Below are 26,338 nucleotides of genomic sequence, written 5' to 3' on the forward strand. Positions count from 1 at the left end.
GGAGGCCTTCTCCCTACAAGATCCCGGTGGCCTGGGTCAGCAACCAGATGCCGACCACCAGCAACAGCGCACCCACCGCCACGGTCAGCCCGAACTGGCCCCAGGTCTTGCGCCCGGCGTGGATCTCCGAATAGGTGGTGTAGGCGTGGTAGCAGACGCCAATGAACATCGAGGCGATCACCAGCAACGCCACCAGCAGCACGATGTCGTAACCGTAGTTCTGCATCGTTGAGATAATGCCGTCACCTGTCCCGCGCGAGGGCTCTTCCAGGCTGGGCAGCGCACCCCGCGCCCGAGCCGGTGATAACAGCATCGCCGCCGACCAGCCGCCGGACGCCACGGCCAGCGCAACGGGAAAGGCCTGATGGCAACGCTTCATGGCAACCTCGTTCATGACAGCAGGAAATAGGTCAACACCACATACATCGCGGCAAAACGCACCGCGACTCCGAGCAACTGACGCTGGGTCAGCTTGTGCTCGACCCAACCGACATAAGCCGTGCGCAACGCCCATATGCCCCACACCAGCAACACCGCGAACACCACCGCAATCAACAGTGATGCACTGGCGCCCGGCGTGAACCCGCCGTGGGCCAGGAAGGCGATGCTTTGCTCGTTACTCAGGCTCATGGTTGGCCTCGGTCTCACGGCGGTAGTCGCCGGACAACGGCAGCGGATCGCGCGGCTGAGCGCGCTGCGGGCTCAGGTGGTCACGGATGCCCTGGCGCATGCGCTGCACGTCATCGCGGAAACGGGTGTAGTCGAAGTGGTAGCGGGAGGTGTCGTTGCGGGGGAGGCGGGCGCTGGCTTCGGCCTGGCGTTCGATCAGGTCGAGTTGGCGGAGCAGGACGGCCAGGCGAGCAGGCTCCTGGGTTGTGCCTGAAGCAAGAACGAGGGGGGGGACCAGTAGCAGGGAAAGGGTAAGGACTCCCATTTGCCGACTACTTGGATGGATCTTGCGCATGTGCCGAGACTCCGGGGCTGGGAGGGCAGATGCTGCTGTGTCATTCTGCCCAGCACAGCTGAAAATGGGCGAGAGCTTCAGGCCGTATTCCGGCACGGGTCTGCGATAGGCACGTGGGATCGGGCCGTAGCGTTCGAGTTGTATCGTTATGATGTCATCGGTTTGAATGAAAACACTGGGGCTGGCATGTGCGGGAGATGCTCTCCCGGTCAGGTCGGAAAGGGAAATACTGAGGAATGGAGTGCCTATGTATCTTGCAGTACTGAATATCACGAACTTTCGAAAGCTGAAGAGCGCAACGCTGTCTTTTCAGGCGGGTTTGAACGTTCTAGTGGGAGCAAACAATGTAGGCAAGACTGCGGTAGTGGACGCATTACGCGCATTGTTGGCGGGTCATGAGGAACCTTACCCTCGTTTCAGCGTAGAAGATCGCCATCACTCCAAAGCAGGAGTGGCGGAGGGGGACATCGTTTTCCACTACGTTTTTCGTGGGCTGGATGAGGATGACGAAGCTGACTTCTTGGCAGCCCTCCAGCCGGGTCTGCAAGACAAGCTGGAAGCCCACATCTGGATTCGGTACTCCGACCCTGACAAAGCTGGACGTTTCAGGGTGAAGCGGTGGTGCGGAGAGCATGAGGAAGTCGGCTTGACGGCGGATATGATGGAAAATCTGCGAGGCGTCTACTTGCAACCCCTGCGAGATGCTTCGCAAAGCCTCAGACCCAGCCGTCATAGTCAGTTGTCCCGCCTATTGCATCTGTTGGCAGACGATGCGGGCCGGGCGGGCATCGATAAAGAGCTCAAACGCCTGGATGATGAGCTCAAGAAGCACCCGCCGATCATCAGCACTCAAACTGCGATCTCGACCAGGCACGACACCATGCTGGGAAAGCAGTTGGCTCAAGTACTTGAGGTGGGTCTGAGCGTCAGCGATTTTCAGCGTTTGTCTTCGCGGCTCTCACTGTCAGTTGACTCGTTCGAGATCGAGCAGAACGGGCTGGGATTCAACAACCTCATCTTCATGGCCGTCGTGCTCAGCGAACTGACCAAAAATCCGGAAGCCACCTATCGGGGGCTGGTCGTGGAAGAGCCCGAGGCGCACCTGCACCCCCAACTTCAGGCTGTCCTGCTTCGTTACTTGGAGAGCATTCAATCTATGGCCGGCGAGAAGCCGGTGCAGCTGTTTGTCACCAGTCACTCGCCAAATTTTGCCAGCATTGCCGATCTGGATTGTCTGACCTGCTTAGTCGAGACCGATGAAGGTATCGAAACGTTTTTCCCAAGGACGATCACATTTGGTAAGGGTAAGCGGGAAAAGTTGGAACGCTATCTGGATGTCACACGAGCCGAGCTATTCTTCGCCCGACGCGTGATGTTTGTGGAGGGGGCTGCGGAGCTGATGTTGGTCGATATCTTGGCGGCTAAGGCCGGGTTCAACCTGAGAGAGCATGGTGTGAGCCTAATCAGCGTGGAGGGGCTGAACTTTGACTCGTTCCTGCCATTGTTCGGTGAGAAGGCATTGAAGCTGCCCACCGTGTTGCTCACCGATGCTGACCCGACCAGTGTGGTGGTGGAAGGCGAAGAACCACTTGCTCTCTATCCGGGAGCCGATGATGTGGTGATTGTCTCGGACAACACGGCGAAGATGAAGGCGCTGCAGGATCGCTATGTCCAAGTGCGACATGGTGTGAAAACGTTGGAGTACGACTTGGCGCTGCATGCCGACAACCGAACGGCAATGCTTGCCGCGCTTGCCGAGATGCACCCGAAAATCGCAGTGACTGTTAAAGCTGCTGTTGATGCGGCCGCTGACGATGCCACCAAGGCGCGAGCCCTTTTTTCGGGGATGTTCGAGCGTGCACAGAACAATGTGCAGAAAGGTCGTTTTGCGCAGGAGCTTGCCCAAATCCTGAAGGATGGTGCGGCGTGCGTGGTGCCCAGCTACATCCTGCAGGCTGTAGAGCATGTATGCCAAGTTCCGGAGGGCAGATGAAGAAGCTGTCATTGGAACAACGGGCAATTGTCGACGCTCCTTTGACGCCCATGGCTGTCATCGCGTGCGCGGGAAGTGGCAAGACTGGTACCGCCGTACATCGGGTAATCGAAATGCGCCGGCAGCTCGGCGAGCAGCGTGGCCGAGTGGCATTGCTTTCTTTCTCCAATGTTGCCGTGGAGACGTTCAGGAAGGCCTACCAGCAGTTGGCTCAAACACTGCCAACGAGTGTCGGTCGCAATCGTGTGGATATCGATACGTTGGATGGATTCATCACCGGTCACCTCTTGCGTCCGCATGCCTACCGAACAATGGGGTCAGTGCAGTCGGCGTATCTGGTCACTGGCAATGAGCCGTTCTTGAACGGATTTACCTACTGGACGGGTGAATATCCTTTGCCTGTCACGAAGATCAAAGTGGGGTTTAACGAAGGGGCTGCGTTCTTCTACTACGACGTACACGGTACCGCTCAACTGCTCGATACGGCCATCGTAGTTAAGTTAGTGAATCGCTTAGGACGAGCCGGGGCTTACACCCATGACCTCGGGCGTTATTGGGCCTATAGGATCTTGCGAGAGCAGCCCGCCATCCGCAAGGCACTGGCGCTCCGCTATCCCCATATCTTGGTTGACGAGTCCCAAGACATCGGTACCGCACATCAGACGGTGTTGGAGCTGTTGGTTGACGCCGGTGTGCAGGTGTCCTTGATCGGTGATCCAAATCAGGGAATATACGAATTTGCTGGCGCTGACGGGACTTTTTTGAAGAAGTACCATGCGCGTGAGGGAGTTGCCACCTATGCACTGACTCGTAATTACCGATCGTTGCCGCCCATCCTGAATTTGGCCAATCGGTTGTCAGGTCGAGACGATTCGGCGCATCGGGAGCCGGATGATGCTATCGGTGGCGCCTACTTTATCGGCTATACCAGGGCGGAGCTTCCATTGCTTGTCGACACATTTCACGCCGAAGTGCTCAAGTTGCGATTTCGTCCCCAGGATTGCGCCATCCTGTGTCGCGGGCGTTCACAAGCCGAAGCACTTGCTGGCATGGAGCCCCCGGCGGGCCGAGGTGTGATCAAGGTGTTTTCATCGGCCGCTGTTGACCGCGACAAACACCGGAATTTTCGGGCAGCGTTCAAGCGCGTTGCCAGTGGCATTGTAACGTTGTTGGAAAATCCATCGGACGGCCTGTTGTCAAAACTACTTCAACCTTCGCAGTACCCGGAGATGAAGGGGCTACATCGGCTCTTGTGGGCATTCACACGCAATGCCGACACCGGGCTGCCGTCGTCTGATCTGGTCGCCACGACACATTGGCACCCGTTACTGGTCGAACGAGTCAAAGCTCTGTTGGTCAAGCTGCAGCTGGAATTTGGTTTTGCTGCTGTCGACAATATCGGCCGGAAGCTGGCCAAGACGGGGTTGCCTGATGCGCCACTGGTGAGGCTTGACCATTTGGCTGCCGAGCTAGGCGTACGGATCCGTGTCGATACCGTTCACCAGGTCAAGGGCGAGAGCATTGACGCAGTGCTATACGTGGCGACCAAGGAACATGCAACGGCAATGTTGAATGGTGTTGAAACTGAGCTTGGCCGCATTGGTTATGTTGCGCTGACGCGAGCCAAGAATTTGGCTTGGGTTGGAGTGCCTGCCTCTGCATTGCGCGAGCTGCGGCCTGCGCTGTTAGCGGCGGGTTTTCGGGAGGTCGGCGTTGTAGATCCGCTTTGAGCGCCTCAAATATTGCTCGAGTGGCGAGAGGCCGCTTCTACTGCAGCCTTGCGCGTTTGGCGGTGATTGCTCAAAGGTGCTTCTTAAAACTCCCCACTGTCACATCCGCCGCCACCCCCAACATCCCCGCTGCCGGCAGCAGAATCCATAGTGGATGCACACTCACCGGCAAGGCCAGATACGTCACCCACGGCAACACCGCTAGCGGCAGGAGCGTAGCCCGCGCCCGATGGTACAGAAACCCCGATTCCCGCCCCGCACAGAACCGCCGCAGATCCCGCCGCACCAGCCCATCCACCAACCCGGTGAAGGTTGCCAGGGCAAACAACGGCAGGGTCATGGCCAGTACCAGTAGGCGCAGTACAAAAGTCACCGTGGTGTAGAACGCCGCCAGTACATACCGCTCCAGATAAACCAAGGCCTGAGCCAGGCTGGCGTTGAACCCCCTCGCGCTATCAGCGGCTTTCGCCTGGTCGTTCATGCGCTTGAGCCAGTCCAGCAGTCCGCTGTCGAACAGCAGAATCTGATGTAGCCAGACCACCAGTCGAGAGGCGCTGCGGCCCGGCTCCTGCACTACCACGCTGCGGGTGAACTGGGCCGAAAGCTGTTGCAGCTCGAAGTTCATCATCCCTTGTGCATGCCGCCAACCTTGCTCCGGCCAGAACAGGTGCATACCGATCAGCTCAATCACCAGGCACAGCAGCAACGAGCCCAACAACACTCCGATAAATCGTAGCGGCAGGGTGATAAGGCCGATGACCAGCCCATGCTGCCGCGCCTGCTGTTGTTGGGCGACGCTGGCCGGGTCACGCATGGCCGCAGGCTTGCGCGTGCCAGGCCGGTTCGTCGTTGTTGTACTGGCAACGCATCTGTTCGGCCAGGGCGCGTAGGTCGTCGGGCAGGCCGGTGTTGGGTTCGTGGATCGGCAGTGGCATGCGCAACTTCCACAGGGTGCCGCCTTCGAGCAGGGCAAAGGCTTGGCCCTTGGGCAGGGCGACGATATGCGCCGGCTCCAGCAGCGGCACGCTGGTGGTGGTGATGCGGTCCATGCTGCTGGAGGTGAAGGCGGTGCGGCCGTGGGGATCGGAGCTGTCGGTGGCGCCGCTGAGCGGTGAGACGCTGGCGACATCGACCTTGGGCAGTTGCTGGGTCAGCAGTTCGGCCGTGGCGGTCTCGCGCACGCGCAGCATGATCAGGTTGTTGAAGTTGCCCACCACCTGGGCGGCCTTGGCGCGGTTGCCCAGGCGCGCTTCGATGTCGCTGAGGGTCTGGGTGTAGGCGGTGACTTGTACACCGGCGCCACCGGCTTTGTTGACCATGGGGATGAACTCGTCGCCCATCAGTTCGCTGAATTCATCGGCGTGGACGTTGATCGGGGCCGTCGGCTGGTTTGCGGTGCCGGGCAGGCCGTCGTCCAGGCCGAATTTGTACAGATGGCCGGCCACGGAGACTAGGTCGGCGAACATCGAGTTGCCGACGGCGGCGGCAACTTCGCTGTCGGACAGCGCGTCCAGGCCGACATAGACCACCGCGCGTTGGCGCACCACCTGCATCCAGTCGAAGATCGGCCGTGGGTCATTCAGGTCCGCGTAGTCGGGGGCCAGCAGTTGGGCGATGCGGCCACTGGTCAATTTTTCCAACAGTGGCAGCAGCGAGGCGACAATCTTGTCGAAGAAGGTGCGCTCGTAACGCACGGCGCTGCGCAGGCCTTCGAGCACCGGGTCGAACAGCGGCGCCTGGGTCAGGTACTGCTCGATCGCCACCACCCGGCGGTCGCGACCGAGCATATGGCGTGGAGTATTGCGCTCGTTGATGCCGCCTTCGATTTGCACGATGGCTTCCCAGGCTTTGGGCGCGCGCTTGGCGAACAGGTGTTGGGCGTATTCGATGAACAGGGTGTCGATGTTGACCACATGGCGCTGGATCAGCAGGTAGTCGGGGCGGTGGCCGAGTTCGACCAGGGCACGGGCGATGATGTTGACGAAGCGCCAGGCGAATTCGCGGAACGCGGCGCTGTTGCCTTCATTGGAGAGTTGCCCTGCGATGCGGCTGGCCACCTCGGTGATGCGACCAAAACGGCCGACGGCGTTGTAGCGCGCGGAACTGTCGGGCCAACCCAGATGGAACAGGTAGAAGGCATCCAGCCGGCCGCTGCGCAGGCATTCCAGGTACACACGCTTGAGCAGGTCGGCATCACCCTTGGGGTCGAACACGATGCAGGTCTCGCCACGGCGGATGTCCTGGGCGATCAGTTGTTCAGCCAGACGGGTCTTGCCGACGCGGGTTGTGCCGAGCACCAGGGTGTGGCCGACCCGCTCGCGCAGCGGCAGGCTGACTTCGACCTCATGAGGTTCGACACCGTGCAGGCGGGCCAGGCCGCCCACTGCGGGCAAGGGACGCACTGGATTCAGTGGATGGTCCCAACGCGTGACGCGCGCCAGTTGCGGCAAGGGCTGGGGGGCAAATTCCAGGCGCTCTTCCAGGCGGCGCGCATAGCGCAGCCGCCAAGGGGGCTCGACGTAGTGCCGGAACTCCGGGCGGTAGGTTTGCAGCAGGCGGTGGGTATGGTGCGGTTCCCAACGAAAGCCGCGGCCGAGAAACAGCCGCTCCTGGCTGACCGGGATTTGGCTGTCGCGCAGGGCGTAGCGGGGCAGGCGCCGGATGTTGCGGCGGTAGCGCAGGATTACCCAGGCCTGTTGGAGACGAATCGCGCCGAACACGATAAACCCCAATGCCGCCCCCAACCCCAGTGGCGGACTGAGCGCCACTGCCCAAGGGGCGGCCAGGCAGAGCAGCGCACTGCCGGCGCAGATCGCCAGGGTGTACAGCTCCACCGCCGGGCGCAGCAGCACTTCGACGGTCTGGGCCATGTCATTGCTCGATGGCCGTGGCGGTGATCAGCACCGGGTAGCCGCTCAGTCCCAGCCGCTGGGCCAGGTCATCGCCGGGTACTGGGGTCAAGCTCAGGCCGGGGGCACGTTCGCGCAGGGCCTGCAGTGCTTTGGCTGACTCAACATTGACCACCAGCCCGGCGGCGCCGAGGCGTTGCAGGTCGGGCAGGCGTTGTTGCAGCCAGACGTGGGAGCGCGGGTCGTCACCGATGAGAAAGAGCGCGGTGATGCCGGGTAGGCTGATCGCTCGCGGCTCTACAGGGCCAGGGCGCAGTGAAGGCGAACGGATCGGCAGCAGTGCGGCTTCGTCGTACGGTGCCGTCGGTGCGTCGTCGGCCTCTGCACCCAGCACAAGGCTGGGCACCAACAAAACCAGTGATAGGGCGAAATGTTTCATGGCGTTCTCCGGGATGACTCGGCGACCTCCAGCCTTGCCAGGTGCTGGCCCACTTGCTGTCGATAGCGAACGGCCGGTGCGCCGCCGGCGGGGCGGTGATAGCGCCCGGCGGCCATCAACCAGCTTTGGTCGGGGTTGTATTGCTCGCGCAGAATGGTCGCGGCCAGGCGCAGGTTGCGGTACGGCTCCAGCAACTCGCAGGGTTGGCGCACACGGTGGCGTTGATAACCGGCATTGAGTTGCCCCAGGCCTACATCCACCCGTGTCGCGGGGGTGAGCTGCAAGACCTGGCGTAGATCAGCGCAGGCCTCGCGGCGGGTGCCGTAACGGCGGGGTTGGCCGGCGACATTCAGCGTCCAGGGCCAGGGTACAGTCCGCCCACGCAGGTTGCGTCCGCTTTCTTGCAGGGCCACTGCGTAGAGCAGATTCGGCGGCACCCGGGCCTGTGCGGCTGCCAGTTGATAGGCTGGCGGTGGCAGCTCCCGCGCGGTGAGTGCGGATGGATCAAGCAGTGTCGGGACCAGTAGCAGTGCCGTGCAGTGGCCGATCATTGACGTTGCCATTGCCCGCCCACCTCGCGCACCAGCGCCGGCAGCTCACCGGCCACGCCCAAGCTGGCCCAGCGCCCGGCGTCGTGATTAAGGGTGACCCGGCGTTCGCGCACGCTGCGCGGGTCCAGTGCCATGCGCTGGGCCCATTGCCGTAGGCGGGCATCGTCGTTGTCGCTGCCGACCATGTACAGGTCGAACTCGTGGCCGGCGGTTTGCAGCTTCTTGACCTGCAGGTTGCAGGCCATGCAGTTGTCCTCGATAAACAGCGCCAGACGGCCATTGCCTTGCAAGCGCGCCGGGCTGCTGTTGGCGGCGGTCAGGGTGACCACTTGCAGGGTTGGGTACAGCCGTTTCCAGGCCTGGTCATAGGCACGTTGATAGGCCAGTTCCTTGGTGACACGGGCCGACTCGACCAGTACCTGTAGTTCGGCAAAGCGTCGGCGTTCTTCGTCATTACGGGACTCGATACCCAGTGCAGTCAGGGGATCAAGGTTGGGTGAGTACACACCTAGTGGGCCTTGTTGCAACTGCCGGTAGCGTGCCCAGTCCTCGGCAAGTAGGCCCCAATCTTCGGCCCGTTGTTCGTAGCTGCGGGTTTCGCGGCTGTCACGTTGCTGGCTGAGGCGGGTGTCACTGGTGGCTTCACCGCCAGCCAATGCCGAGGCCAGGCCGATCAGCAGGGCCGCCAGTACCGCGACGGCCAGTGCGGGCTGGGTACGGGAAAGCAGTTGCGAGGCCATGGCTTACTCCTGGGGCAGCGGCAGGCGCTACATCTGTTGGCCACTCCGGAACAGCGCGCTGCGTGGTTCCAGGGCCTCCAACTGCCAGCGGCCTGCGGCATCGCCGAGCTGGAGCAGGCGAACGGTGGCCAAGCCAGTGGTGCCGTTGGGTTGGATTGCCAGGAAGGGTTCGCCGCCACGCAACTCCATGCCCAGTAACTGGAAAGTCGGGGCCGTGGAAACAGCGCGTGGCTTGGCAGCGCGAGCGCGTGGTTTGGTTACGACAGGTTTGGCGGTGTTGATCTGTTGAACCAAGGCGTCGAGACGGCTTTGCAGGGCGGTCAGGTCGGTAGTGCTGGCGAGATCCTGCTGACGCTGGCCGAGGGTGTCCCATTGCTGCTGCCAGTGGTCGCGCGCCTGCTGGAAATCGCTTTCGGTCACAGCAGCGGGTGTTGCTTCGACGGAGGCCCGGAACGCTTCCAGTTCAAGTGCGCGGGTTTGCAGTTCGGCAATCTGCGCATCAGGTGCGTCCTGGCGGCGTTGTGCATCCAGGCGGGTCAGGGAGAGTGCCAGCGCGACCAAGCCGACGCTGATCAGTGTCAACCATACGACCACTGCCACGCGGATCAGGCGCGAACTATTGCGGGGCGTTGAAATCATGGCTGAGCCTAGCCATTGGATTGGGTGGTGATAAAGCAGACCTGTCGTGCGCGTTCATCTATCGACAGGCGCCAGGCATCACCGGCCAGCAGTTGCAGGGTCTGGTTCAACGGCAGCGGGCCAAGCCGTAAATGTGCCGCCGGCAAGGGTAGATCCCACAAGGTCGCCAGTACCGGGCCCCCCTCACACAGCTGGTAGCCCGAGCGGCGCAGCACATAGCGTATGGCATCGCCGACGGTGGTGGCGTGGGTCGCTGGAATGCGTAGGTCGATGATTTGCCGCAGCAGGTTCTGCTGCCCGGCGTCGGGGCGCAGTTCGACCAGGGTGTAGCGGCCTTGGCGCAGGAACTCGCGTGCATCCTCGTCGGTTGGTACCGGCATCGGTGTGATGGAAAGTGCTGTTTCCTCTGTGGTTGAGGCACATGCACCGACCAGCATCGCGGCCAAAGCGGCAATGATCGGGCGATAGCAATTTGGACGTATCAGCATGATGGGCTCCATGACAGTTATGGCGCAGCGTCGTGCCTTGATATGCCCGCTGCCATCTGGAATGGGCAAGGTGCGGTATCCCGATAGTGCATGGCGGCCGGTCGCCGATGAAAAGATGCAGCGTCAAGATATCCATTGCAGGAGAGCAGATATGAGTTGCGAAGGACCGATCAACGATGCAAATGCACGCGGCATCGACGTGTCGCGCTGGCAGGGCGATATCGATTGGGTGCGTGTGGCCGGCGCGGGCGTTACCCATGCGATAGCAAAGATGACGGAGGGCGGCGACTACACCGATCCCAAATTCGTCGAGAATTTCCAAGGCATGAAGGCGAACGGCCTGAAGGCCGGGGTGTACCACTATTTCCGTGCGTTGAGCAGCACGCCGTGCGAGCAACTGGCCAATATCCAGGGCTGCCTCTCGGAGGTGGGGTTCAAGGTCGGGCAGGACATCCTGGCCATCGATGTCGAGACCCATCGCAACGAAGAGGCCACCCCGGATCAGATGGCTGATGCCTTGTTCCAACTGGTGACGCTGGTCAGGGTGTCGCTGCTGGAGGGGGCGTATCCGCATATTTATGCCTCGCCCAGTATCTGGAGCAACAGCGTGGCCTGGCGCAAGTATGACTTCAGCGAATGCCCGCTGTGGATTGCCCATTGGGACGTCGCCGAGCCCACTGTGCCGGAAACCTGGAGCAAACACGGCAAAAGCTGGCAGTGGTGGCAGCACAGCAGCAAGGGCCAGGTCGAGGGTATCCAGGGCGCGGTGGATCTGGATTGGGTCAAGCCTTGAAGGCAAACAGCACAACGGCCCCGATTGGGGCCGTTGCTTTTCAGGCTCAATACTCGTCAGGCAGCAGCATCGTCGTCACCGACCGATCCCACTCGGTGATGATCCACAATGTCAGCTCCGGCGCGACGTGATAGACCGAGAGCAGGCGGTTGCCAAGCTCCAGCGCGGACTGATTTTCCTCCCAGTCTTCAGGACAGATATCGCCCCAGTCACCGTTGAGGTGGCGCAGCAGGTAGGGCAGGGGCTGGAAGGAACTGCTTTCGATCAGGGCTTGAACCCCGGCCGTAGCGACGATCATGCCCGGCGAAAAGCGCGGGGCGTTAGCGTATGCGGTTTCCATGATGGAATCCTCCATAACGTACGACAAGGCCACGGCAAACCGTGACGCCGTCGGATGGATGAAAGGAACACGGGTTCTAAATGGACTCGGCAGTCGCCGGTGCATCCGCAGGACGGGGTACTTCGGCTTCTTCGGACTCAACCTTGGGTCGTGCCTGATAGACCAGCTTTCCATCGACCTTGACCCAACTGACAAACAGCAACCGCGCCTTCAAGCTGACGCCGGTTTTGCCGGCTTTTTCGCCACGGTTGTAGCGAAATAGATCGGTCCACAGATCGCCGAGACGAAAGCCCATCAGGACTTTTTGGCCCCGGTTGACGGCGTTGGCGTAGCGGTTGACCAATTGCTGCGCTTCAGCGCCGCAGACAATGACGTCGAAGTAGCGGTACTCAGGTGCCTGTGTGGGCCCATTGAGCGCGGCGATGGTGCAGGCCAGGAATGACTTGCCGCGGCTGGGTGTGACCTCGCGAATTCGGTTGAGGTAACCGAGGCCCTGGGTGTGCAGATCGAAGTAGGTCGTCTCTTCAGAGACGCAAGACGATTGAGACATGACAGTCTCCTTCAATTCAAAGTGGAGATGAACATGGGAGACGTCCCGTCGGAACGTGGTCCCACGGGTTGATTACCAGTGTTGGACTGGTGATGTGCGTGACGCGGATCAGCGCCTGAGCGCCGTGGCCTTGAAGACCGAGACCACCTGGGCATGTTGCCGAACGGGTCGGCGGAACATGCTTTCAGCGTGATCCTGTTGCTTGCCTGCGGCATGCATGAATACGCCGCGCACGGACACCCGAATTCGCGGCTGCAGGTATGAGGAAGCCCCGCGAACGGGGCTTCTGAGTGGTGGGATCATTGCAAGTCTTCGTAGGTGGGCAATCCCGCCAGGCACGCAGCATTTGGGTCGAATATCAGTACCCGAACATCGGCCTGTGCCGCCAAATGCAGCACCTCGACCAGTTCTCTGGGCACGCCTTTGCAGAGTTGTTCCTGGCGCAACTGTTCCGCTGTGATGCTTCCGACCTTACTTAGATGCGCATCGGTCCAGGGTGTGGCAATCAGTTTGAAACCGATAGCAGCGCTGGCTGGTAGCGCAAAAGACTCAAACAGCAGGCCATTAAAAGACGTCAACATTTTCAGCGTGCTCCAGGCCGCTTCCGGCAAGTGGGCACTGCTGACCTCCCAGCAACGGCTGTAGTGGCCGGTCTCAAACGTCAGTTGCTGAACTCTCTGTTGGGCATGGGCCTGGGAATAGAGATCGCCCACCAGGAGGGGCGGTGATTGATCGTAGGCAAATACTCCGTAGATCACCTGCACCACGATTCCTGGATTTGGGTGGTTGTCGTCATCGACCGTCGACGCAGCGTTTGAGGTAATGATCAGCGCATGGGTGTCATTGAACAGACAAGGCCGACGTTCGAGTTGCTCGTCATCCAGGTGCTGCTGGGAAGGATGGGGTGGCAGGTAGCACAGCGGCGCCTTGGCATCGTAAAGGATGGCCAACAGGCGCTGGATGCGCAGTTCGTTAAAACCGCGGACGAATGGGTTGAACGAATGATTGTCGATAGGCATGGCTACTCTCCTATAAGCAAATGAGGAGGGACACCACCCCCGACGGGAGGTGTCCCGTCGGGTGCCTGAGTTGCTGGATTACCAGCCGTTGTAGTGGATGATCAGGTTGGCGATGAGGTAGCGTCGCCGGGAGTCCAGCAGACCAAAGTCAGCCAGTCCGTGGACGCCAACCCGTTGCAACAGGCGTCCCCCGGTTTCATCGTTGTAAAAACTGACCAGCGCAGCAAGGAACACCTGCTCACCATGACTCATGGCGCCGATGGCCGTTTCAATCAGTGGGACATCGGGGCACAGATCCCATTTACTGAGGGCCAGGTTGATGTCGTTGTGATGCTCAATACCGAAGTAACGTGGGCCTGCGAGCCGGACGGCGTGTTGCCAGGTTTGGAAGAACTGCTGGGTTGCAGGGGGCTCGGGGTGATCAGCGATCATCTGGTCCGAGACCTCGGGTTTTGTGGGCGGTAGGTTCATGGGGGAATCTCCAGACAATGACGGCCTGGGTCGGCCGTGGGAAGGACGATGGCCTGTGACATGCAACAGGCTGTTGGACCAACGCAGCGGGTACTGCGCCGTAGCCTTGAAGATCTGGACTACCTGGGCGGGTGCCGAACGAGTCGGCAGCGCTGGGCGTTAGCCTGGAGAGGATGGTGGGTGGCGGGGCAGCGTCAATCGGCAACGGGCGCAGCCCGCTATAGGCGGGTGTTGATTATCTGGCTCAAACGTAAGAACTGTGTGAGATAGCCCATGCAGTGCTGCACTGCATGAGCCGAATCTGATTACTGTGTACGTAATCGCATGAAGGAGTCGTCGCCAATAACCCGGGTGGCGGAGTCCTGTGTTTTGACTAATTCAACAGAGTGTTCGCAGTCCTTGAGGTTGTGATAACTCTCGGAGCTGACGGCGATGATCTTTGAGTTTTTAGCGATAAATCGCCAACGCCATTCGTTTTTGACGTCTTTGTATACGTAAAAGTGGGCAGCCTCTGCCATATGCGTCTCCTCGGATGTCGATACTTATGTAGCGGGCGCTGAACGCTATCAATCATGCCGGGAGAGCGTCTATAAACATAGAGATTCGAGTTACTTCGCAATGTGTCGAAGATCGCAAATTACGTTCGACCTAACGGACGTAGGCGTGTTGATTGTGAGATGGTGTTTGACTTTATATCGTTAATGTTGATGAAGGAGTCGTAAATGGATTTTCAGGTATGGCAGGCTGTAGTTGTGCCGCTCGCTATCGCGTTGTTGACGCTGTTCGTTACGTGGCGGCACAACACGGCTAGCATCTCTCATCAACGAACGCAGCGTTTACGTGACTTGGTGCATTCTGGTTCGTGGCGCACTGTGCACCCAATGGTACTGGTGATGGATGTGCGTGAAGCGTTCAGCCAACGGATCAATCTTGACCCACGCGCCTTGCGCCTTGCCCTGGATTACCAGGACCATGCTTTTGCCGCACTGAGGTACTACTTGGTCGCTCGGATTTTTGTAAATATTTCTGAAGATGGCCGTCGTTTTCAGCGAATGGCACACGGTAATAGCGAAAAAACTTACGGTCATTGGCCCATCTACATCGCTCTATCTGGCTTAGTTCCGTACATCGCGCTCATGATTACTTTTTTCTACCTTGCGGACCAAGGGCGGTTTGAGGCTGTGTTCGCGATACTTGGTGCAGTTTTAGGTTTGCTGTTCACGACATGGCTTGCGTTTGGTATGAACACAGCTAATCGACTGTTCAAACTGCGGCCTATCCAAATTCAGCATGAAGGTACGGCTCCGCACAAACCAGACGTCAGCGTTGATGGTCAGGAAAAGGGGAGCGTGATTTCTGACGCTGAAAATATACCGGCTGTTTAGTTCGCGTACGCAGGTCCGTCTGAAACGCTTTGAGGCTCTCGTAATACAAGGCCGAGCGGAGAGCGCAGTAGGCGGTCAAGAGATAAACTCACCACTCGGTGACGGGCTTGCGGCTCGGCTATAAGAAAGACTAAAAACAGTGTCTTTGCTTATCAGCATGCTCTCGACGAATGACGTCATGATGGGTATGTACAAGGCTGTTGGCGCAAGCTCTCTGGTTAAAAAGATGTAACGATTCAGTCTCGCTCGGAGGTCGTTTTTTCTAACGGTTCTACAGGCGTTTGAAGCGTAATTTTGGCAATCCGATACGGCAGAATTGCTACCCGCCGCGCTTCGACCTTGAAGGTGACGCGCAGATTCTCCTCCCGATCCTCCCACTCCTCGCGCACAGTGCGGCCATCGACCAGTACGCGCATGCCTTTCTGATACAGCGCTTGCCATTGTTCCGCTTCGGAATGCCACAGCTCCACGGGCGCCCAAAAACCACCGCGATCCTCGTAACCATCCTTAAGTAACACCGGGTTGTCGAAGTAAACGTTAAGCCGCAGCAATCGCCGCGGTTCGGCATTGTCCCGTGGGAACTCACGGTATTCCGGTGCAGTACCGATATTCCCCTCGCCGACAAAGTAGGTGCTCATACGACCTCCTTACTGATGGATTGCAGGCGCTGTTCATAGGTGCGCTCGGCCACGGCCAATTTGTCGGTCGTCGTGCTTGCTAGGTACAGCAGGGCGTGAATCAGGCTGATCTGTGCGTTGAGCAACACCCGTTGCCGCTCCAGTCGATACAGCGTTGGCACTAGCGCATCCGGTGTACTCGGCGCCAGTAGCAGGGCCTGCCATTGCGCCACGCCCATGGCGGTCCGGTCGACGCGGCGCCAACGCAGAAACCTGGTACCTGCGTCGGTACTCTGGCTGCTCAATTGCACCGGCAGCAAATGCAGTGGCGAGACGCGGGCACGCGCTACTTTCTGTGGCAGAGTCTGATGGATCAGCTCTTCGCGCAGTGCGATGCAGCTATCGACCAGCGTGGTCAATTCCCCCTTACCTTTAAAAGCCCTTAAAAGGCCCTTTAGGGAGGTGGACTGTTCCAGCAGGATGGTGACCTCGTCTGCAATCGGTGTGGGCATGGTCAAGAGTCCTCGGGCAGTCCATGGGTGTTGTTGCTGGTTGGATCAGCACTGTTGAGAGTGGTTGGCTCACTCTGTCGAATGGCAGGCGCATGTCTGGCACGCAGGCTGCCATCTAGGATGTCCTGCGGCAGTTCACCGAACTGTTCGCGAGCCCGTTGCGCTTTGGCATTGTTGGCCGCGAAGTCATCGCGACAGGCACCACTGGTACGATAGGTCTGGATCAGGCTGAACAGGCTGCGCAAGCAGTGGGCACCTTCGTCCAGCCAGTATTCGAGGGTGGGTGGGTCGATCAGGGCAGTGTGCTGAGCCAGCAGTGCGCGACGGGCCAGTTCGTCGTAGTCAGCCAGCAGGTAGAGCGCCAGAAACCCCAATGGGGCGTTGAAAGTGACAGGCAGTTGGACCGGTTCCACGTTCAGGTTGTCACCCAAGCTGAAGGCAGCTGGGGCTTGTGCCATGGCGGCGTTGAGTTGTCCGTGGAGGTTGAGCAGGGCAGTGCGGGTGCTGTCGAGCTTGGCTTCAAAACGCAGTAACAGGGCGTCGGCGTAGGGATCGTCGCGTGCGGCGTCACGGTAGACGCGGTTGACCAGGGTGACGAAATCATTCAGGCCGCGGATGCGTGGTGCGTCAGCGGACGGCAGTCGGCCGTTCCACAGACGGATCGCATGAAGTGTATGCAAGGTCAGGCGCATTTGGCTGCGCAGGCTGCCGAGCGGGGCGTCTTCGATCGTGGCCATGGGCAAAGTTCAAGGGCAAGTTGAGGTTTCAGGCTGACGGGTTGGTTAGGTACTGTCTGTGCACAATGGGTAGGTGGCGTATCCCGGTTTGTTGGCGACCCGCTGTGGATTTATGTCAGTGACATAAGTCGGTTAGGTGCGATCAGCGGATCTTGAGTAGTTTGCGCAGTTGCGCCAGATGCTGGTGTGCGAGGGCGCGTTGCGCTTCCTGCTGCTCGGGTGTCGCGGTTGTTGGCGCTGCCGGTTGGAACGATTGTGCTGCCCACGGATGAAAGTCCCCGCGCAGGGCTTTTTGCAGAATGCCGAACAGGTAATTGGCCGGGCGTTGCACGTCGCCGGTTTCGCAACGTACCTGCCATTCGTTCAGCACCGCCTGACGCAGGTCGGGTGCTATTCGCTGCAAGGTGGCCAACGCTGCGCTTTGTTCCTCCGCGCGCAGTTGAGCGAAACCGGTCGGCAGGTGGGGCGCATTCGATTTTCGCGCGCGCGGTATACAAAAGCTTTTACTAATACTTAATACAGTACTAGGGCCCTGCTTCGGATTCCGAAGGCTGGCGGATTTACTGGGCTGGCGACCTACTTCGGAAGCCGAAGCAGGTGGGTTGATTTCGGAATCCGAAGTAGGGCGGCCTTCGGATTCCGAAGTAGGTGCAGCGCTAAAGTCTGTGATGATGGGGCATGGTGAAACCGTAATGCCGGTGGTGTTTTCCAGCCACTCAGCGAGCCGTTTCAGGTGTTCGGGCAGTGGCTGAGTGGTGAGCAGAGGATCTTCGGCCAGTGCCTGGAGGGCGTCATAGGCAACGCGCTGGACGGCCTTGCTGGCATGGGTCAGTGATTGGCTGAGCAATTCCAGATACTCGCCATCCAGGCGTAGGGCTTCATTGGGGGTCAGTGGCGCTTGGTGCAGTACATAAAGATTGCCTTGCCAGCGCCCATTGCCTTCGGGGCGTCGACGTCGCGCCAGGCTCAGCCAGCGACATAAACGCAGCACGGTGAGTGCACGTGCGACGGTTTCGGTGGACGCCTGCAGGGCGCAGGGAGAGGTTGCCAGATAGGGACGCAGATGCTCGTAAGTAGGCATGGAGGTTATGCCGTCCCCGTTGAGCAGCAGGCGAATGACTTGCCAGGCATTGCGCTCCAGTGGAGAAAGGCGCCGATCCAGCAACAGAGCGCGGGGCACACTGTCGTGCAGTTGGCCACTGTAGACAAAATCATCACAGGGCAGCGAAGGATGCACCATCGCTTAGACCAATCGCTGTTTGATCCAGTCCTGAATCATTGCCCAGACCACCGACAAGGGGAGTGCCATGTCTTCGGCGACGTCCAGGGCCAGTTCAAGCATTTTCGGTTCATCGTTCACATCGATCTGGCGTGCATCCAACTGCGGCTTCCAGCGCTTCCACAGCTCGGTGTCCTGCGCCTCGTCCAATGCTGGGTGTCGTCCGCGGCGCTTGGGCAGACCCAGTACGTCACGGCGCATGGCAACCTCCTGGTGAGTCAGGCCGTGATACAAGCTCATCATCTCGGTGCTGGCGCCGGCGCGCAGCAGACGGTCGATGGTGTTGACTTCTTCCTTCACCGCGTTGGCCTGGCTGAGAACCCTTTGTACCATCGCGGTGTTGACCTTCACCGTGCACCAGCAAACGGGCGCATTAGCCAGTACGCTGAGCAGCTCGGGGCGTTTGAGTGCGCCCAGTTGTTGCTCGGTAAAGCCCATCGCCAAGCCGCGGCGCAGTTGACCGTTGCGCAAGTCATGCAGGATCTGGGTAATCACGGCCTGGTTTAACGGTTGAGGTGTGTTCATTGTGATTCACCGCTGTGAGGGAGTTGGCGAGCCAGTTTGATCAGGCGGATTAGCCGGGAAAATTCAGGGTCGTCCAGTTCCGGCTCACTGTGTGCGGTGCCGCAAAGCAGTGGCCCTAGGCGGGTGTTTGGCGATTGCCCAGTCAGTGACAGCAGCAGCGCTATCAACGCTTTCTGAGGTGCTGGGAGTTCGTGTTCATTGGTGCAGAAACAGAGAAAACCCAGGTATTCAGGCTGTAGGCGTACCTCTGTAGGCTGATCAACTAGGCTTCGCGCTAGTTCGGCAATGCGTGTGCGCAGTTGCTCGGCGGTAGATGGTTTGGCGTGGTCGGGCGGTGCGGTAAGCGGCCCTGATGCTGGACCGCGCTCTGCTAGCGGGAGTGGGACTTCCGGCTCCAGCAATTGGCCCAACACTTCACGGCGTATTTCTGACTCGCCAATATCCAGAGCCAATTCACCGTAGTCCAGCGTCAGTTGTTGAGCCAGATCACCGAGCAGTTCGTCGCGTACGCGCGGTATCGAAAATTGCTTTGTCTCGGCGTCACAGCGCGCCAGGCTCTGCTGAAACAGTGCGCTGAAGTCTGCTTCAGCATCGGGCACATGACGTTGCCAGGTCCGTTGCGCGGCTTTGCGCAGGCTCAGCAACTTTCGGATCTGAGGGCGCCCCAGCCCACTGTAAAGCGCCTCGGGAATGGCCGGCAGTAGGAAGGTCAGGGTATCGCCCATGCGGCTGATCGTGGGCTGATCCACTGGGTAGCCGTCTTCACTTAAGCGCTCAGCCAATTCGCGTTGATTCAAAGGCTTTCCATACTCTTGCTCGTACAACTGACGCGCCTGCTCGACCGCCTGGCTGCGCTCAATATAGGTGAGGCCGCTGCGCAGATCGTTCTCGGCCAGGTGGCCAGTTAGGGCAAGAATCTCGCCGCGTGCGGTCCAGGGACGAAATAGGCACAAAAAACGGTGGAAACGTTCGTCGCCGGTTTCCTGCCAAAGCTCGTTCAGGATCGCCAGGCGAGTGTTGCCGCCGTTGCGGATGATGAAGTGTTCTTCGCCGGGACGGCGGGTGATATTCGGTGGCTGATCCAGGCCGCGCTGGCGGATTGAGGCCTTGATTGCCTGATGCTGAGGGTTCAGCGCGCGGCGTGGGTTCAATTGATACGGGCGTAATTGTTCCAGGTTCACCTGCATTGGGGTATCCACCAGCGGAGCACAAGTATTCTGCTCGCGGCGGTTGAACGATGCGGCGAGCAGATGGGCGGCCACATCACTGGTGGGTGATTTAGCCATTATCGGGCTCATCGCCGTTTGAGCGCTGCAGCACTCGGGTATCGTTGGCACGAGGGCCGGTCTGAATCGGCGTGAAACCCGGTTTGCGCAAAGTCAGCTGCACGTCAGGACTGATCTCGACCCGCCAGCCTTCTTGCAGCGCCAGAACAATCAGGCGCCGCAATCGTCTCGGTACACGACTATCGATCATGTTGGCGCGCTCCGCTCCCGTTGACCTTGGCAAAGCGCTCTGTCCAGTCCGGGAAGAGTTCGCAGGCCAATGCGCGCATGGTCTCCAGCCCCGCAGGGGCGACTCGTCGGGAGGGCTTGCGGCGTTCAAATCGATGGACTGGTAATTGATGGGTGGCGGCACAAGGGTAGGCAGTGATCGCTGGGATGGTAGTACACAGCACATGAACTCCACGGACGCAGCCAAATACCTGGCGCAGTGCCTGCTGGATTTGCCGCGCATCGGTGGAGACAGGATGCACGCGGTTGATCAACAGATGCAGGGGCGGTGGTTGAATACCCAAATTGCGATAGAGGGGGATATCTTGAAGTAACTGCAGCGTACCCCGGCGAAATTCACGCGCGGCCAGAATCTCCGGAGTGACCGGTGACACCACCAAGTCTGAGGCAATTACGGCCATCTCCAGCAGCACACTACGTGTGCCTGGTGTGTCGATCAAAAGCAGGTCGTAGTGATGCTGAAACATGGGCAACAGATTGCGCAGGCGCAATCGGCTATCGGGCGTTTGCAGCAGTAGGGGGCCCAAATGGCCTTGATCATCGTTGGAGGCAATCAGATCCAGGTTGGGGATGGTGGTGTGCGAAACCAGTTGCTCAAGGTCACGCTCATTAAACGCCAACAACTCGTAGCTGCCGGCGGATGCCAGTTTATTTAACTCGAAGTAGCTGGACAGCGTGGGCTGTACATCCAAATCCAGCAGCAGCACGCGCAACCCGGCATCGGCGACAAAGCCGCCTACGTTTGCCGCCGTGGTGGTTTTACCGACGCCGCCCTTGGTCTCTATCAGGGATACAACTCGCATAGTCGTCTCCCTTCAGCCGCGCTCGGCACGGCGTTCAGCGATCCATTGTTCGATTTCCAGCGAATCCCAGCCCACTGCCCGTGTGCCGAGCGAAATGCTTTTGGGAAAACGCCCAGCGCGCATCAATGCATACAGATGAGCGCGCTTAAGGCCGGTTTTGTGCTCGACTTCCACCCGACGTAATACACGGTGCTCGGTGTGGAGGTCTATGGAGGCGTTCTCAGTCATGGTGATCACTCCCGAAGGCTTAATTGGGGTGATCGGTATTCAATAGCCCATCTCTGTCGACGGCTACCGCAACTGCTGGGAATACGACCGCAGTTGCGGTGCGATGTAGGGGCTTAAGTGCTCAGGCTGCGGCGAGCAGCGGCGAAGTGCTTTTGCATCGTACGCTCGGTGATCCCAACCCGTCCGCCATGGTAGGAAATGACCGTTTGAATGATTGCCGCGTCGCTGTCGAACTGGCTGTATCGCTGGCCACCGGGCGATATGCCGCGCAGGGCTGTAAGTAGGCCACCGATAATGTTTAACAATGCTGAGCGACCGCGATCACTGAGGTCTTCATCGGTTGGCAACAAGCGCTGGAATTCCGCCAGGTCGCGTTTTAGCAGGGTGTTACGCTCTCGTAATTGCGAAGCTTTCTGTGCACACATATCAAGCTGCACTTTCAGCGCAGCATGGTTGGCTGACATCTCCTGCAACGCCGCCCAGCTAAGACCGCGGCGTTCAGCTGGGCCGTATAGAAAGTTAGGTTTTTCTTCCGGGTAGTCGCGTTGCATCCAGGCTTTCAGATGCGGCTCACAGATGCTCAGGTCTGGATCATCAAGCAGAGTTATGTCCTGGCAGATGACGCCGTTTTTTCCGAAGGGTAGATCGCCATTGCAAAGGGCGCAGTAAATACGCTCACTGTTCAAATACAGTTTCGGCCAGCGTGGAAAATCGTCCTGCATCGGGCGTAGACGCTTGCCTAGTTGGTCCAGGATTGAGGTTTCAAAGTGATGCAGATTACTCCAGCGGATCGCTGCCTCAATCGGGTGGTAGTAGGCTTTTATCAACGAAGTAGGTAGCTGTCGCATGATCGATATCTCGCATGAGTGGTGAAGTCATCAATGGGTTCCTTGGTTGGGCGGCTATCGGGGTGATAGGAATGCGATGGCATATACCGGTAGCCGTCGCTGACATGATCCAATGAAATAGAGTCGATTCGGGGGAGCAATTGCAATCAACTTGAAAGTGGTTTGACACTTACATTCAAGTTTTCCCCATGCGCGATGGCTGGAGTACTGAGTTTACATGCCTGCCATTAGGGTTTGCGGGTAAAATGCTACTGATACTAATAGTTACATTTTTGTCTATGTTTTTTGGACGCTGCGCAGGAATAGAGGGCGCTTAGCAGGAGAGGCTCAGGTTTGGGTAGTTGATCAGGTGTTGAATTAGGCGAGATGACCTGCAGCGCTGCCGCCCAGTTTGTTGTGGGCTAACTCCTACCAGTCATCTAGCATATATACATCGATGTTTAAGTTTGGGTGTAGGCAATCAAATTTTATGGCCGCTGGGGTGGCGTTTACCTTGCTGGCGATCCAGTAAATAACTTGGTTTTTGACTAGGGCGCCATGGCATTTTGAGTTGTGGCTTCTTGGTAGCGACAGGAGGTGTCTCTCGAAACGCCCATGATTTACAGGCCTAGGAAACGTTGCCGAGTTCCTCGGCCAGGTTCAACAAGCCCAGCTTGTTTTTAACAATCGGTTGATTTGCAACGCTCATGCGGGGCTACTCCTCTTGGATTGGCGATGGCTTGCACAACCATCAAACTCGGTAGCCCCGCTCTGTTTAAAGAAGGATGTAAGATCAGGTCGAGAAATTTATACCTGAAGTTCGGTTCTGAACCCCTAGTTTATCTATATAGCAGTCGATTCTCGGGACCGGTTGGCGAAATCATGAGGGGTAACCCCCTCGTCCCGGTTTGCCTCTAAATACTCACTCCACCAATTCATGATTAGCCTACGCTCTTCAATAAATTCAGCCTTATGAATGTAAGCCGCCCGCACATTGTTTCGCTCTTTATGGCTCATTTGCCGCTCAATCGCAGTGACTGACCACATCCCAGACTCGACCAACGCACTGCAAGCCATTGTGCGGAACCCATGCCCGCAAATTTCGGATTGCGTGTCGTAACCCATTGTTCGAAGTGCTTTGTTGACGGTATTTTCTGATAAGGGCTTACGGGGGTTGGCGTTGCCAGCGAACACCAGGTCGTACCCACCCGTAATAACCTGGATTCGTTTGAGTAGTGCAATTGCTTGGGAGGATAACGGTACTAAATGGATGTCGCCCTCCATTTTTGTACCCCGAGTTGAAAAGCTGACGCCTTCAAGGGCAGGCCTCGTATCGGGGATTTCCCAGACAGCCCCCTTGAGATCGAACTCGCTCCAACGGGCAAAGCGCAGTTCGCTGGAGCGAACGAATAGATGCAGTGAGAGCATAACGGCCAGGCGAGTGAGTGTGCGGCCTTTATAGCTGTCGATGCGCTCCAACAGTTCGGGTAAACGTGACAAAGGCAGTGCAGGGCGATGAGTCACGCGTCGCGGTTTGATCGAGCCTTCGAGATCGTACGCGGGGTTAACGCTAATCAGGCGGCTGCGCTTGGCTTCTCGCATAATATTCAGCAGGTAGTTTTTTACCCTCAACGCAACGTCAATTGATCCCTTTTGCTTGATTGTTTCCAAAGGTTGGAGGAGATCGTGGGTGTCCAGCTCAACGATCGGCTGCGCCCCGATATGTGGAAAGACGTAGGTTTGAAGCCGGCGTAAAACGTTTTTTGAATGGCCTGGGGTCCACCTGGGCGACATATCTCGATGCCAATTCAGTGCAACATCTTCAAAGGTTCGGCTTTTCACCTCAGCTTCTTTTTTGACGCTGCGCTTATTTTCAATGGGGTCGATACCTTGCGTCAGCAGGCGTTTGAGCTCCAAACGCTTGGCTCGTGCATCTGTCAGGCTGACAACAGGATAATTGCCGAAAGATGTAAGGCCTTCCTTGCCATCAGGTTTGACGTATCGCATGCGCCAACCTTTCCTACCGTTGGCTTGCACTAAGAGATAGAGACCTTCTCCATCGAAAAGTTTATAGGCGCGGTCTCGCGGTTTGGCTGTGCGACAAGCTGCGTCAGATAGAGGAGTTGTAGTGCGCGACATAAGGGTACTACCTATTGTCGAACTGACCTGTACCCCAAATCTTACCCTTAAAAATGCCGGAATCACTTGGAAACCGACGGAACGCCATAAACGAAAAAACCCGCCAAGTGGCGGGTTTTAAAGGGTTCCATGGACTTTACTGGCTGTCAGTGGAACTAGAGATGGTGCCCGAACCCGGAATCGAACCGGGACGCCCTTACGAGCGGGGGATTTTAAGTCCCATGCGTCTACCAGTTTCGCCATTCGGGCGGTAGCGCGTTGTTGCAGGGTTGGGAATATATAGATCCAGGCGCTTCGACGCAAGGTCGGGCTGCCGCTTTCTTGCATGGGGAGCGCCTGAAAAAGCTTGGCAGATCAGTGATCTACATCGGCTTTAACAGGCGAACCAGAGGATTCCTGCGGCACGGGAACAAGCGGCATAAATGACAGTCATAGCGATATGCCATCCCGGCAGTCTGGAAAGGAATCAGTTGATGCTCAGTGTTCGCAGGCGCTATTGGATGGTCATTGCAGGTGTCGTGGGATTGTTGGCCGGTACGGCACAGGCTGGGAGTGCGGTGAAGTGGGGGGATTTCAGCGCGTCAGGCGGTGATCGGTTGACGGGGGCTTCGCTGGAAGCGGGCAATCAGTATGTGTTGAAGGCGTCGAGCATTTCGGTGGGGGATATTGAACAGCTGCAGGCTGCGCAGAAACGTACCGAGAGTGAGGTACAAGGCCTGAAAGGCAAGCTGGAGGGGCAGGACCGCGCGTTCGATGAGTTCAAGCGCAGGGACGGTTCGAGCGCCAGTTCCAGTGACAGCCAGTTGGCGAGCCTCAAGCGCACGGTCGAGGATCAGAACAGCACGATCGAACGGCAGAAAAGCGATATCGACGGTTTGAAGCGCAGCCTGGATGATCTCAAGCGCAGCCTGGATACCTTGAGCAGCAAGGTCAAGTAGCCTGGCCGCAGCGACATGCGGTCAGTCATGAGCCTGGATGCGGGTGTAAGGTAGGGCGTGCAACGCTGGGAAATCTCAGGAAAGCGAGGTGACTATGAGCGCTCCACTGCTGAAGAAGCTGCACCTGAATGGGTACGACATCGTGCAGGTCAATTTCGGGCCATGGCGGGTGTGTACGCCCCAGGATCGGCTGGCGTCCTTCAATTCCCGTGAACAGGCACTGGCGTATGCCGCCACGTTGCCGGGTTACCAGGCACGCAACAGGCCGGTGTCCAATGATGATTGATTGAAAACGAAGCCCCGGTTTGTCCGGGGCTTCTGCGTTTCTGGCTTATACGAAAGGCTGTGCGCCGAAGCCGCGGGGCAGGCGTTGTCGCCCTGGCAGGTCGGTCAGGCGCTGCGTCCAGGCACTGCGCCAGTCGGTGCTGGTGTGGGTCTTGGCCTGGCGCGAAGCACGGCGTGCGGCGTTGCGCTGGTTGCGGCGCGCTTCCTTGTAGGCATCGGTGTTGCGGCAGGTGCGGCACTTGACCCGATTCAGCTCGGTGCTGGAGGGCAGGTTATTGCCGTGATGGCCGCAGGCCAGATGCCCGGCAACCTTGAAGTGAATGACCATGTAAGCGTCTCCTTCTTATTGGGTACGCACATCGGTAAACCCACAATGCACGCGGGGAGGGCGGGGGTAAGAAATCCCGACACCTGAGGTTACGACCCCATGGGCGCAGCAGCGTTCGGTTTTGCCCCCGGACCTGTTCAACACCCCCGCCTCGGCGCTACCCTGCCACGCCACTGATCATGAAAAGGAGTGTGTGATGAGCGTCGAAACCCTGCCCCTGGAAGGCAGTTGCCGTTGTAACCGGGTGCGCTTCAGCGTGAGCCAGGCGCCGGTGATTACCATGGCGTGCCACTGCACCGGCTGCCAGAAGATGACCGCCAGTGCGTTCTCCCTCAGTGCACTGATTCCCGCCAGCGCGTTCACGGTGACCCAGGGTTGCCCGGTGGTCGGCGGCCTGCACGGGGTCGATCGTCACTATTGCTGCCCGCACTGCATGAGCTGGCTGTTTACCCGCCCCCATGGCATCGATGAGTTCGTCAACGTGCGTGCGACGTTGTTGGATAATGCCGCGGAGTACGTGCCCTTTATGGAAACCTGGACCCGCGAAAAACTGGCCTGGGCTACCACGCCGGCAGTCGAAAGCTTCGAGCAGTTGCCGCAACCCGAGGACTTTGCACGGTTGCTGCAGGCCTATGCCGAATTCAGCGCTCGCTGA

General features: G+C 58.7%; 34 protein-coding genes and 1 tRNA gene. 7 read left to right on the forward strand and 28 right to left on the reverse strand.

What is annotated here, in order from left to right:
* Nucleotides 1-13 precede the first annotated feature (13 nt).
* The 3 genes from AC07OT_RS00575 to AC07OT_RS00585 all read right to left on the reverse strand — a co-directional run bounded on the left by AC07OT_RS00575 (nucleotide 14) and on the right by AC07OT_RS00585 (nucleotide 934).
* The gene (locus AC07OT_RS00575; protein WP_253493967.1) at nucleotides 14-313 is read right to left on the reverse strand and encodes a TIGR03745 family integrating conjugative element membrane protein; all 300 of its coding nucleotides are present in this window, start codon (nucleotides 311-313) and stop codon (nucleotides 14-16) included.
* Between the two features lie 77 nt (nucleotides 314-390).
* Nucleotides 391-630, reverse strand: coding sequence for a TIGR03758 family integrating conjugative element protein (locus tag AC07OT_RS00580; RefSeq protein WP_495107110.1), 240 nt, complete (start codon nucleotides 628-630; stop codon nucleotides 391-393).
* Nucleotides 617-934 (reverse strand): integrative conjugative element protein, RAQPRD family, encoded by a 318-nt coding sequence (locus AC07OT_RS00585; protein ID WP_495107111.1) that lies wholly within the window; start codon nucleotides 932-934, stop codon nucleotides 617-619. The genes AC07OT_RS00580 and AC07OT_RS00585 overlap by 14 nt, the downstream gene beginning before the upstream one ends.
* A gap of 277 nt (nucleotides 935-1,211) precedes the next feature.
* Between AC07OT_RS00585 and AC07OT_RS00590 the strand changes: the two genes are divergently transcribed.
* Both AC07OT_RS00590 and AC07OT_RS00595 read left to right on the forward strand, forming a co-directional pair.
* A complete protein-coding gene (locus AC07OT_RS00590; protein WP_495107112.1) occupies nucleotides 1,212-2,957 on the forward strand; it encodes an ATP-dependent nuclease in 1,746 nt (581 codons plus the stop codon).
* Entirely contained in the window at nucleotides 2,954-4,687 is a 1,734-nt protein-coding gene (locus tag AC07OT_RS00595; RefSeq protein ID WP_495107113.1) for a UvrD-helicase domain-containing protein, read from the forward strand. The genes AC07OT_RS00590 and AC07OT_RS00595 overlap by 4 nt, the downstream gene beginning before the upstream one ends.
* Nucleotides 4,688-4,757: 70 nt before the next feature.
* On the opposite strand, the gene AC07OT_RS00600 is transcribed toward AC07OT_RS00595, so the two are convergent.
* The 7 genes from AC07OT_RS00600 to pilL2 are packed head-to-tail and all read right to left on the reverse strand — an operon-like array spanning nucleotide 4,758 to nucleotide 10,393.
* Nucleotides 4,758-5,501, reverse strand: a complete 744-nt coding sequence (locus tag AC07OT_RS00600; RefSeq protein WP_495107114.1) for a TIGR03747 family integrating conjugative element membrane protein — start codon at nucleotides 5,499-5,501, stop codon at nucleotides 4,758-4,760.
* Nucleotides 5,494-7,557, reverse strand: coding sequence for a type IV conjugative transfer system coupling protein TraD (gene traD, locus AC07OT_RS00605; RefSeq protein WP_495107115.1), 2,064 nt, complete (start codon nucleotides 7,555-7,557; stop codon nucleotides 5,494-5,496). The genes AC07OT_RS00600 and traD overlap by 8 nt, the downstream gene beginning before the upstream one ends.
* A 1-nt stretch (nucleotide 7,558) precedes the next feature.
* Nucleotides 7,559-7,975, reverse strand: a complete 417-nt coding sequence (locus AC07OT_RS00610; RefSeq protein WP_495107116.1) for an integrating conjugative element protein — start codon at nucleotides 7,973-7,975, stop codon at nucleotides 7,559-7,561.
* A complete protein-coding gene (locus AC07OT_RS00615; protein WP_495107117.1) occupies nucleotides 7,972-8,538 on the reverse strand; it encodes a transglycosylase SLT domain-containing protein in 567 nt (188 codons plus the stop codon). Before AC07OT_RS00615 ends, AC07OT_RS00610 begins: the two co-directional genes overlap by 4 nt.
* Entirely contained in the window at nucleotides 8,523-9,266 is a 744-nt protein-coding gene (locus AC07OT_RS00620; RefSeq protein ID WP_495107118.1) for a TIGR03759 family integrating conjugative element protein, read from the reverse strand. The genes AC07OT_RS00615 and AC07OT_RS00620 overlap by 16 nt, the downstream gene beginning before the upstream one ends.
* A gap of 27 nt (nucleotides 9,267-9,293) precedes the next feature.
* Entirely contained in the window at nucleotides 9,294-9,905 is a 612-nt protein-coding gene (locus AC07OT_RS00625) for a hypothetical protein (protein WP_495107119.1), read from the reverse strand.
* 8 nt (nucleotides 9,906-9,913) lie between these two features.
* Nucleotides 9,914-10,393 (reverse strand): PFGI-1 class ICE element type IV pilus protein PilL2, encoded by a 480-nt coding sequence (gene pilL2, locus AC07OT_RS00630; protein ID WP_495107120.1) that lies wholly within the window; start codon nucleotides 10,391-10,393, stop codon nucleotides 9,914-9,916.
* Nucleotides 10,394-10,544: 151 nt separating this feature from the next.
* Between pilL2 and AC07OT_RS00635 the strand changes: the two genes are divergently transcribed.
* Nucleotides 10,545-11,186, forward strand: coding sequence for a glycoside hydrolase family 25 protein (locus tag AC07OT_RS00635; RefSeq protein WP_495107121.1), 642 nt, complete (start codon nucleotides 10,545-10,547; stop codon nucleotides 11,184-11,186).
* A gap of 46 nt (nucleotides 11,187-11,232) precedes the next feature.
* On the opposite strand, the gene AC07OT_RS00640 is transcribed toward AC07OT_RS00635, so the two are convergent.
* The 5 genes from AC07OT_RS00640 to AC07OT_RS00660 all read right to left on the reverse strand — a co-directional run bounded on the left by AC07OT_RS00640 (nucleotide 11,233) and on the right by AC07OT_RS00660 (nucleotide 14,084).
* Nucleotides 11,233-11,526 (reverse strand): hypothetical protein, encoded by a 294-nt coding sequence (locus AC07OT_RS00640; RefSeq protein ID WP_495107122.1) that lies wholly within the window; start codon nucleotides 11,524-11,526, stop codon nucleotides 11,233-11,235.
* 76 nt (nucleotides 11,527-11,602) lie between these two features.
* Nucleotides 11,603-12,076: an STY4534 family ICE replication protein gene (locus AC07OT_RS00645; protein WP_495107123.1), complete on the reverse strand. Its 474-nt coding sequence runs from the start codon at nucleotides 12,074-12,076 to the stop codon at nucleotides 11,603-11,605.
* Nucleotides 12,077-12,375: 299 nt separating this feature from the next.
* Nucleotides 12,376-13,095, reverse strand: a complete 720-nt coding sequence (locus tag AC07OT_RS00650; protein ID WP_495107124.1) for a DUF5983 family protein — start codon at nucleotides 13,093-13,095, stop codon at nucleotides 12,376-12,378.
* Between the two features lie 78 nt (nucleotides 13,096-13,173).
* Nucleotides 13,174-13,566, reverse strand: coding sequence for a hypothetical protein (locus AC07OT_RS00655; RefSeq protein WP_495107125.1), 393 nt, complete (start codon nucleotides 13,564-13,566; stop codon nucleotides 13,174-13,176).
* A gap of 305 nt (nucleotides 13,567-13,871) precedes the next feature.
* Nucleotides 13,872-14,084, reverse strand: a complete 213-nt coding sequence (locus tag AC07OT_RS00660) for a YegP family protein (protein WP_253490312.1) — start codon at nucleotides 14,082-14,084, stop codon at nucleotides 13,872-13,874.
* Nucleotides 14,085-14,288: 204 nt separating this feature from the next.
* On the opposite strand from AC07OT_RS00660, the gene AC07OT_RS00665 reads away from it, so the two are divergent.
* On the forward strand, nucleotides 14,289-14,951 hold the full coding sequence (locus tag AC07OT_RS00665; protein ID WP_495107126.1) for a hypothetical protein: 663 nt from the start codon (nucleotides 14,289-14,291) through the stop codon (nucleotides 14,949-14,951).
* 236 nt (nucleotides 14,952-15,187) lie between these two features.
* Here AC07OT_RS00665 and AC07OT_RS00670 read toward each other — a convergent pair whose 3' ends face one another.
* From AC07OT_RS00670 to AC07OT_RS00725, 12 genes are all read right to left on the reverse strand, one after another.
* Nucleotides 15,188-15,589 carry a single-stranded DNA-binding protein gene (locus AC07OT_RS00670; RefSeq protein WP_495107127.1) on the reverse strand — a complete coding sequence of 134 codons (402 nt, stop codon included), beginning with the start codon at nucleotides 15,587-15,589 and terminating at the stop codon, nucleotides 15,188-15,190.
* Entirely contained in the window at nucleotides 15,586-16,080 is a 495-nt protein-coding gene (locus AC07OT_RS00675) for a DUF3158 family protein (protein WP_495107128.1), read from the reverse strand. Before AC07OT_RS00675 ends, AC07OT_RS00670 begins: the two co-directional genes overlap by 4 nt.
* A gap of 2 nt (nucleotides 16,081-16,082) precedes the next feature.
* On the reverse strand, nucleotides 16,083-16,817 hold the full coding sequence (locus tag AC07OT_RS00680; protein ID WP_495107129.1) for a PFL_4669 family integrating conjugative element protein: 735 nt from the start codon (nucleotides 16,815-16,817) through the stop codon (nucleotides 16,083-16,085).
* 142 nt (nucleotides 16,818-16,959) lie between these two features.
* Complete coding sequence (locus AC07OT_RS00685; protein WP_495107130.1) at nucleotides 16,960-18,057, reverse strand: STY4528 family pathogenicity island replication protein; 1,098 nt, start codon at nucleotides 18,055-18,057, stop codon at nucleotides 16,960-16,962.
* A 3-nt stretch (nucleotides 18,058-18,060) separates the two neighbouring features.
* The gene (locus AC07OT_RS00690) at nucleotides 18,061-18,621 is read right to left on the reverse strand and encodes a DUF2857 domain-containing protein (protein ID WP_495107131.1); all 561 of its coding nucleotides are present in this window, start codon (nucleotides 18,619-18,621) and stop codon (nucleotides 18,061-18,063) included.
* On the reverse strand, nucleotides 18,618-19,907 hold the full coding sequence (locus tag AC07OT_RS00695; RefSeq protein WP_495107132.1) for a ParB family protein: 1,290 nt from the start codon (nucleotides 19,905-19,907) through the stop codon (nucleotides 18,618-18,620). The genes AC07OT_RS00690 and AC07OT_RS00695 overlap by 4 nt, the downstream gene beginning before the upstream one ends.
* Nucleotides 19,900-20,097: a hypothetical protein gene (locus tag AC07OT_RS00700; protein ID WP_495107133.1), complete on the reverse strand. Its 198-nt coding sequence runs from the start codon at nucleotides 20,095-20,097 to the stop codon at nucleotides 19,900-19,902. Before AC07OT_RS00700 ends, AC07OT_RS00695 begins: the two co-directional genes overlap by 8 nt.
* Nucleotides 20,087-20,938 (reverse strand): ParA family protein, encoded by an 852-nt coding sequence (locus tag AC07OT_RS00705; protein WP_495107134.1) that lies wholly within the window; start codon nucleotides 20,936-20,938, stop codon nucleotides 20,087-20,089. The genes AC07OT_RS00700 and AC07OT_RS00705 overlap by 11 nt, the downstream gene beginning before the upstream one ends.
* A gap of 12 nt (nucleotides 20,939-20,950) precedes the next feature.
* Nucleotides 20,951-21,166, reverse strand: coding sequence for an AlpA family transcriptional regulator (locus AC07OT_RS00710; RefSeq protein WP_495107135.1), 216 nt, complete (start codon nucleotides 21,164-21,166; stop codon nucleotides 20,951-20,953).
* Between the two features lie 113 nt (nucleotides 21,167-21,279).
* Nucleotides 21,280-22,014, reverse strand: coding sequence for an ATP-binding protein (locus AC07OT_RS00715; RefSeq protein WP_495107136.1), 735 nt, complete (start codon nucleotides 22,012-22,014; stop codon nucleotides 21,280-21,282).
* A gap of 822 nt (nucleotides 22,015-22,836) precedes the next feature.
* Nucleotides 22,837-24,132, reverse strand: coding sequence for a tyrosine-type recombinase/integrase (locus AC07OT_RS00720; RefSeq protein WP_495107137.1), 1,296 nt, complete (start codon nucleotides 24,130-24,132; stop codon nucleotides 22,837-22,839).
* Between the two features lie 162 nt (nucleotides 24,133-24,294).
* A tRNA-Leu gene (locus AC07OT_RS00725) sits at nucleotides 24,295-24,381 on the reverse strand.
* Nucleotides 24,382-24,605: 224 nt separating this feature from the next.
* Between AC07OT_RS00725 and AC07OT_RS00730 the strand changes: the two genes are divergently transcribed.
* Nucleotides 24,606-25,070: a hypothetical protein gene (locus AC07OT_RS00730; RefSeq protein ID WP_065941586.1), complete on the forward strand. Its 465-nt coding sequence runs from the start codon at nucleotides 24,606-24,608 to the stop codon at nucleotides 25,068-25,070.
* 94 nt (nucleotides 25,071-25,164) lie between these two features.
* Nucleotides 25,165-25,356, forward strand: a complete 192-nt coding sequence (locus tag AC07OT_RS00735) for a hypothetical protein (RefSeq protein WP_027606617.1) — start codon at nucleotides 25,165-25,167, stop codon at nucleotides 25,354-25,356.
* Nucleotides 25,357-25,401: 45 nt separating this feature from the next.
* On the opposite strand, the gene AC07OT_RS00740 is transcribed toward AC07OT_RS00735, so the two are convergent.
* Complete coding sequence (locus AC07OT_RS00740) at nucleotides 25,402-25,683, reverse strand: hypothetical protein (RefSeq protein ID WP_146476314.1); 282 nt, start codon at nucleotides 25,681-25,683, stop codon at nucleotides 25,402-25,404.
* Nucleotides 25,684-25,879: 196 nt separating this feature from the next.
* Here AC07OT_RS00740 and AC07OT_RS00745 point away from each other — a divergent pair, with 196 nt between their 5' ends.
* The gene (locus AC07OT_RS00745; RefSeq protein ID WP_065927465.1) at nucleotides 25,880-26,338 is read left to right on the forward strand and encodes a GFA family protein; all 459 of its coding nucleotides are present in this window, start codon (nucleotides 25,880-25,882) and stop codon (nucleotides 26,336-26,338) included.

The organism is Pseudomonas sp. GW821-FHT09C10 (assembly GCF_059418085.1).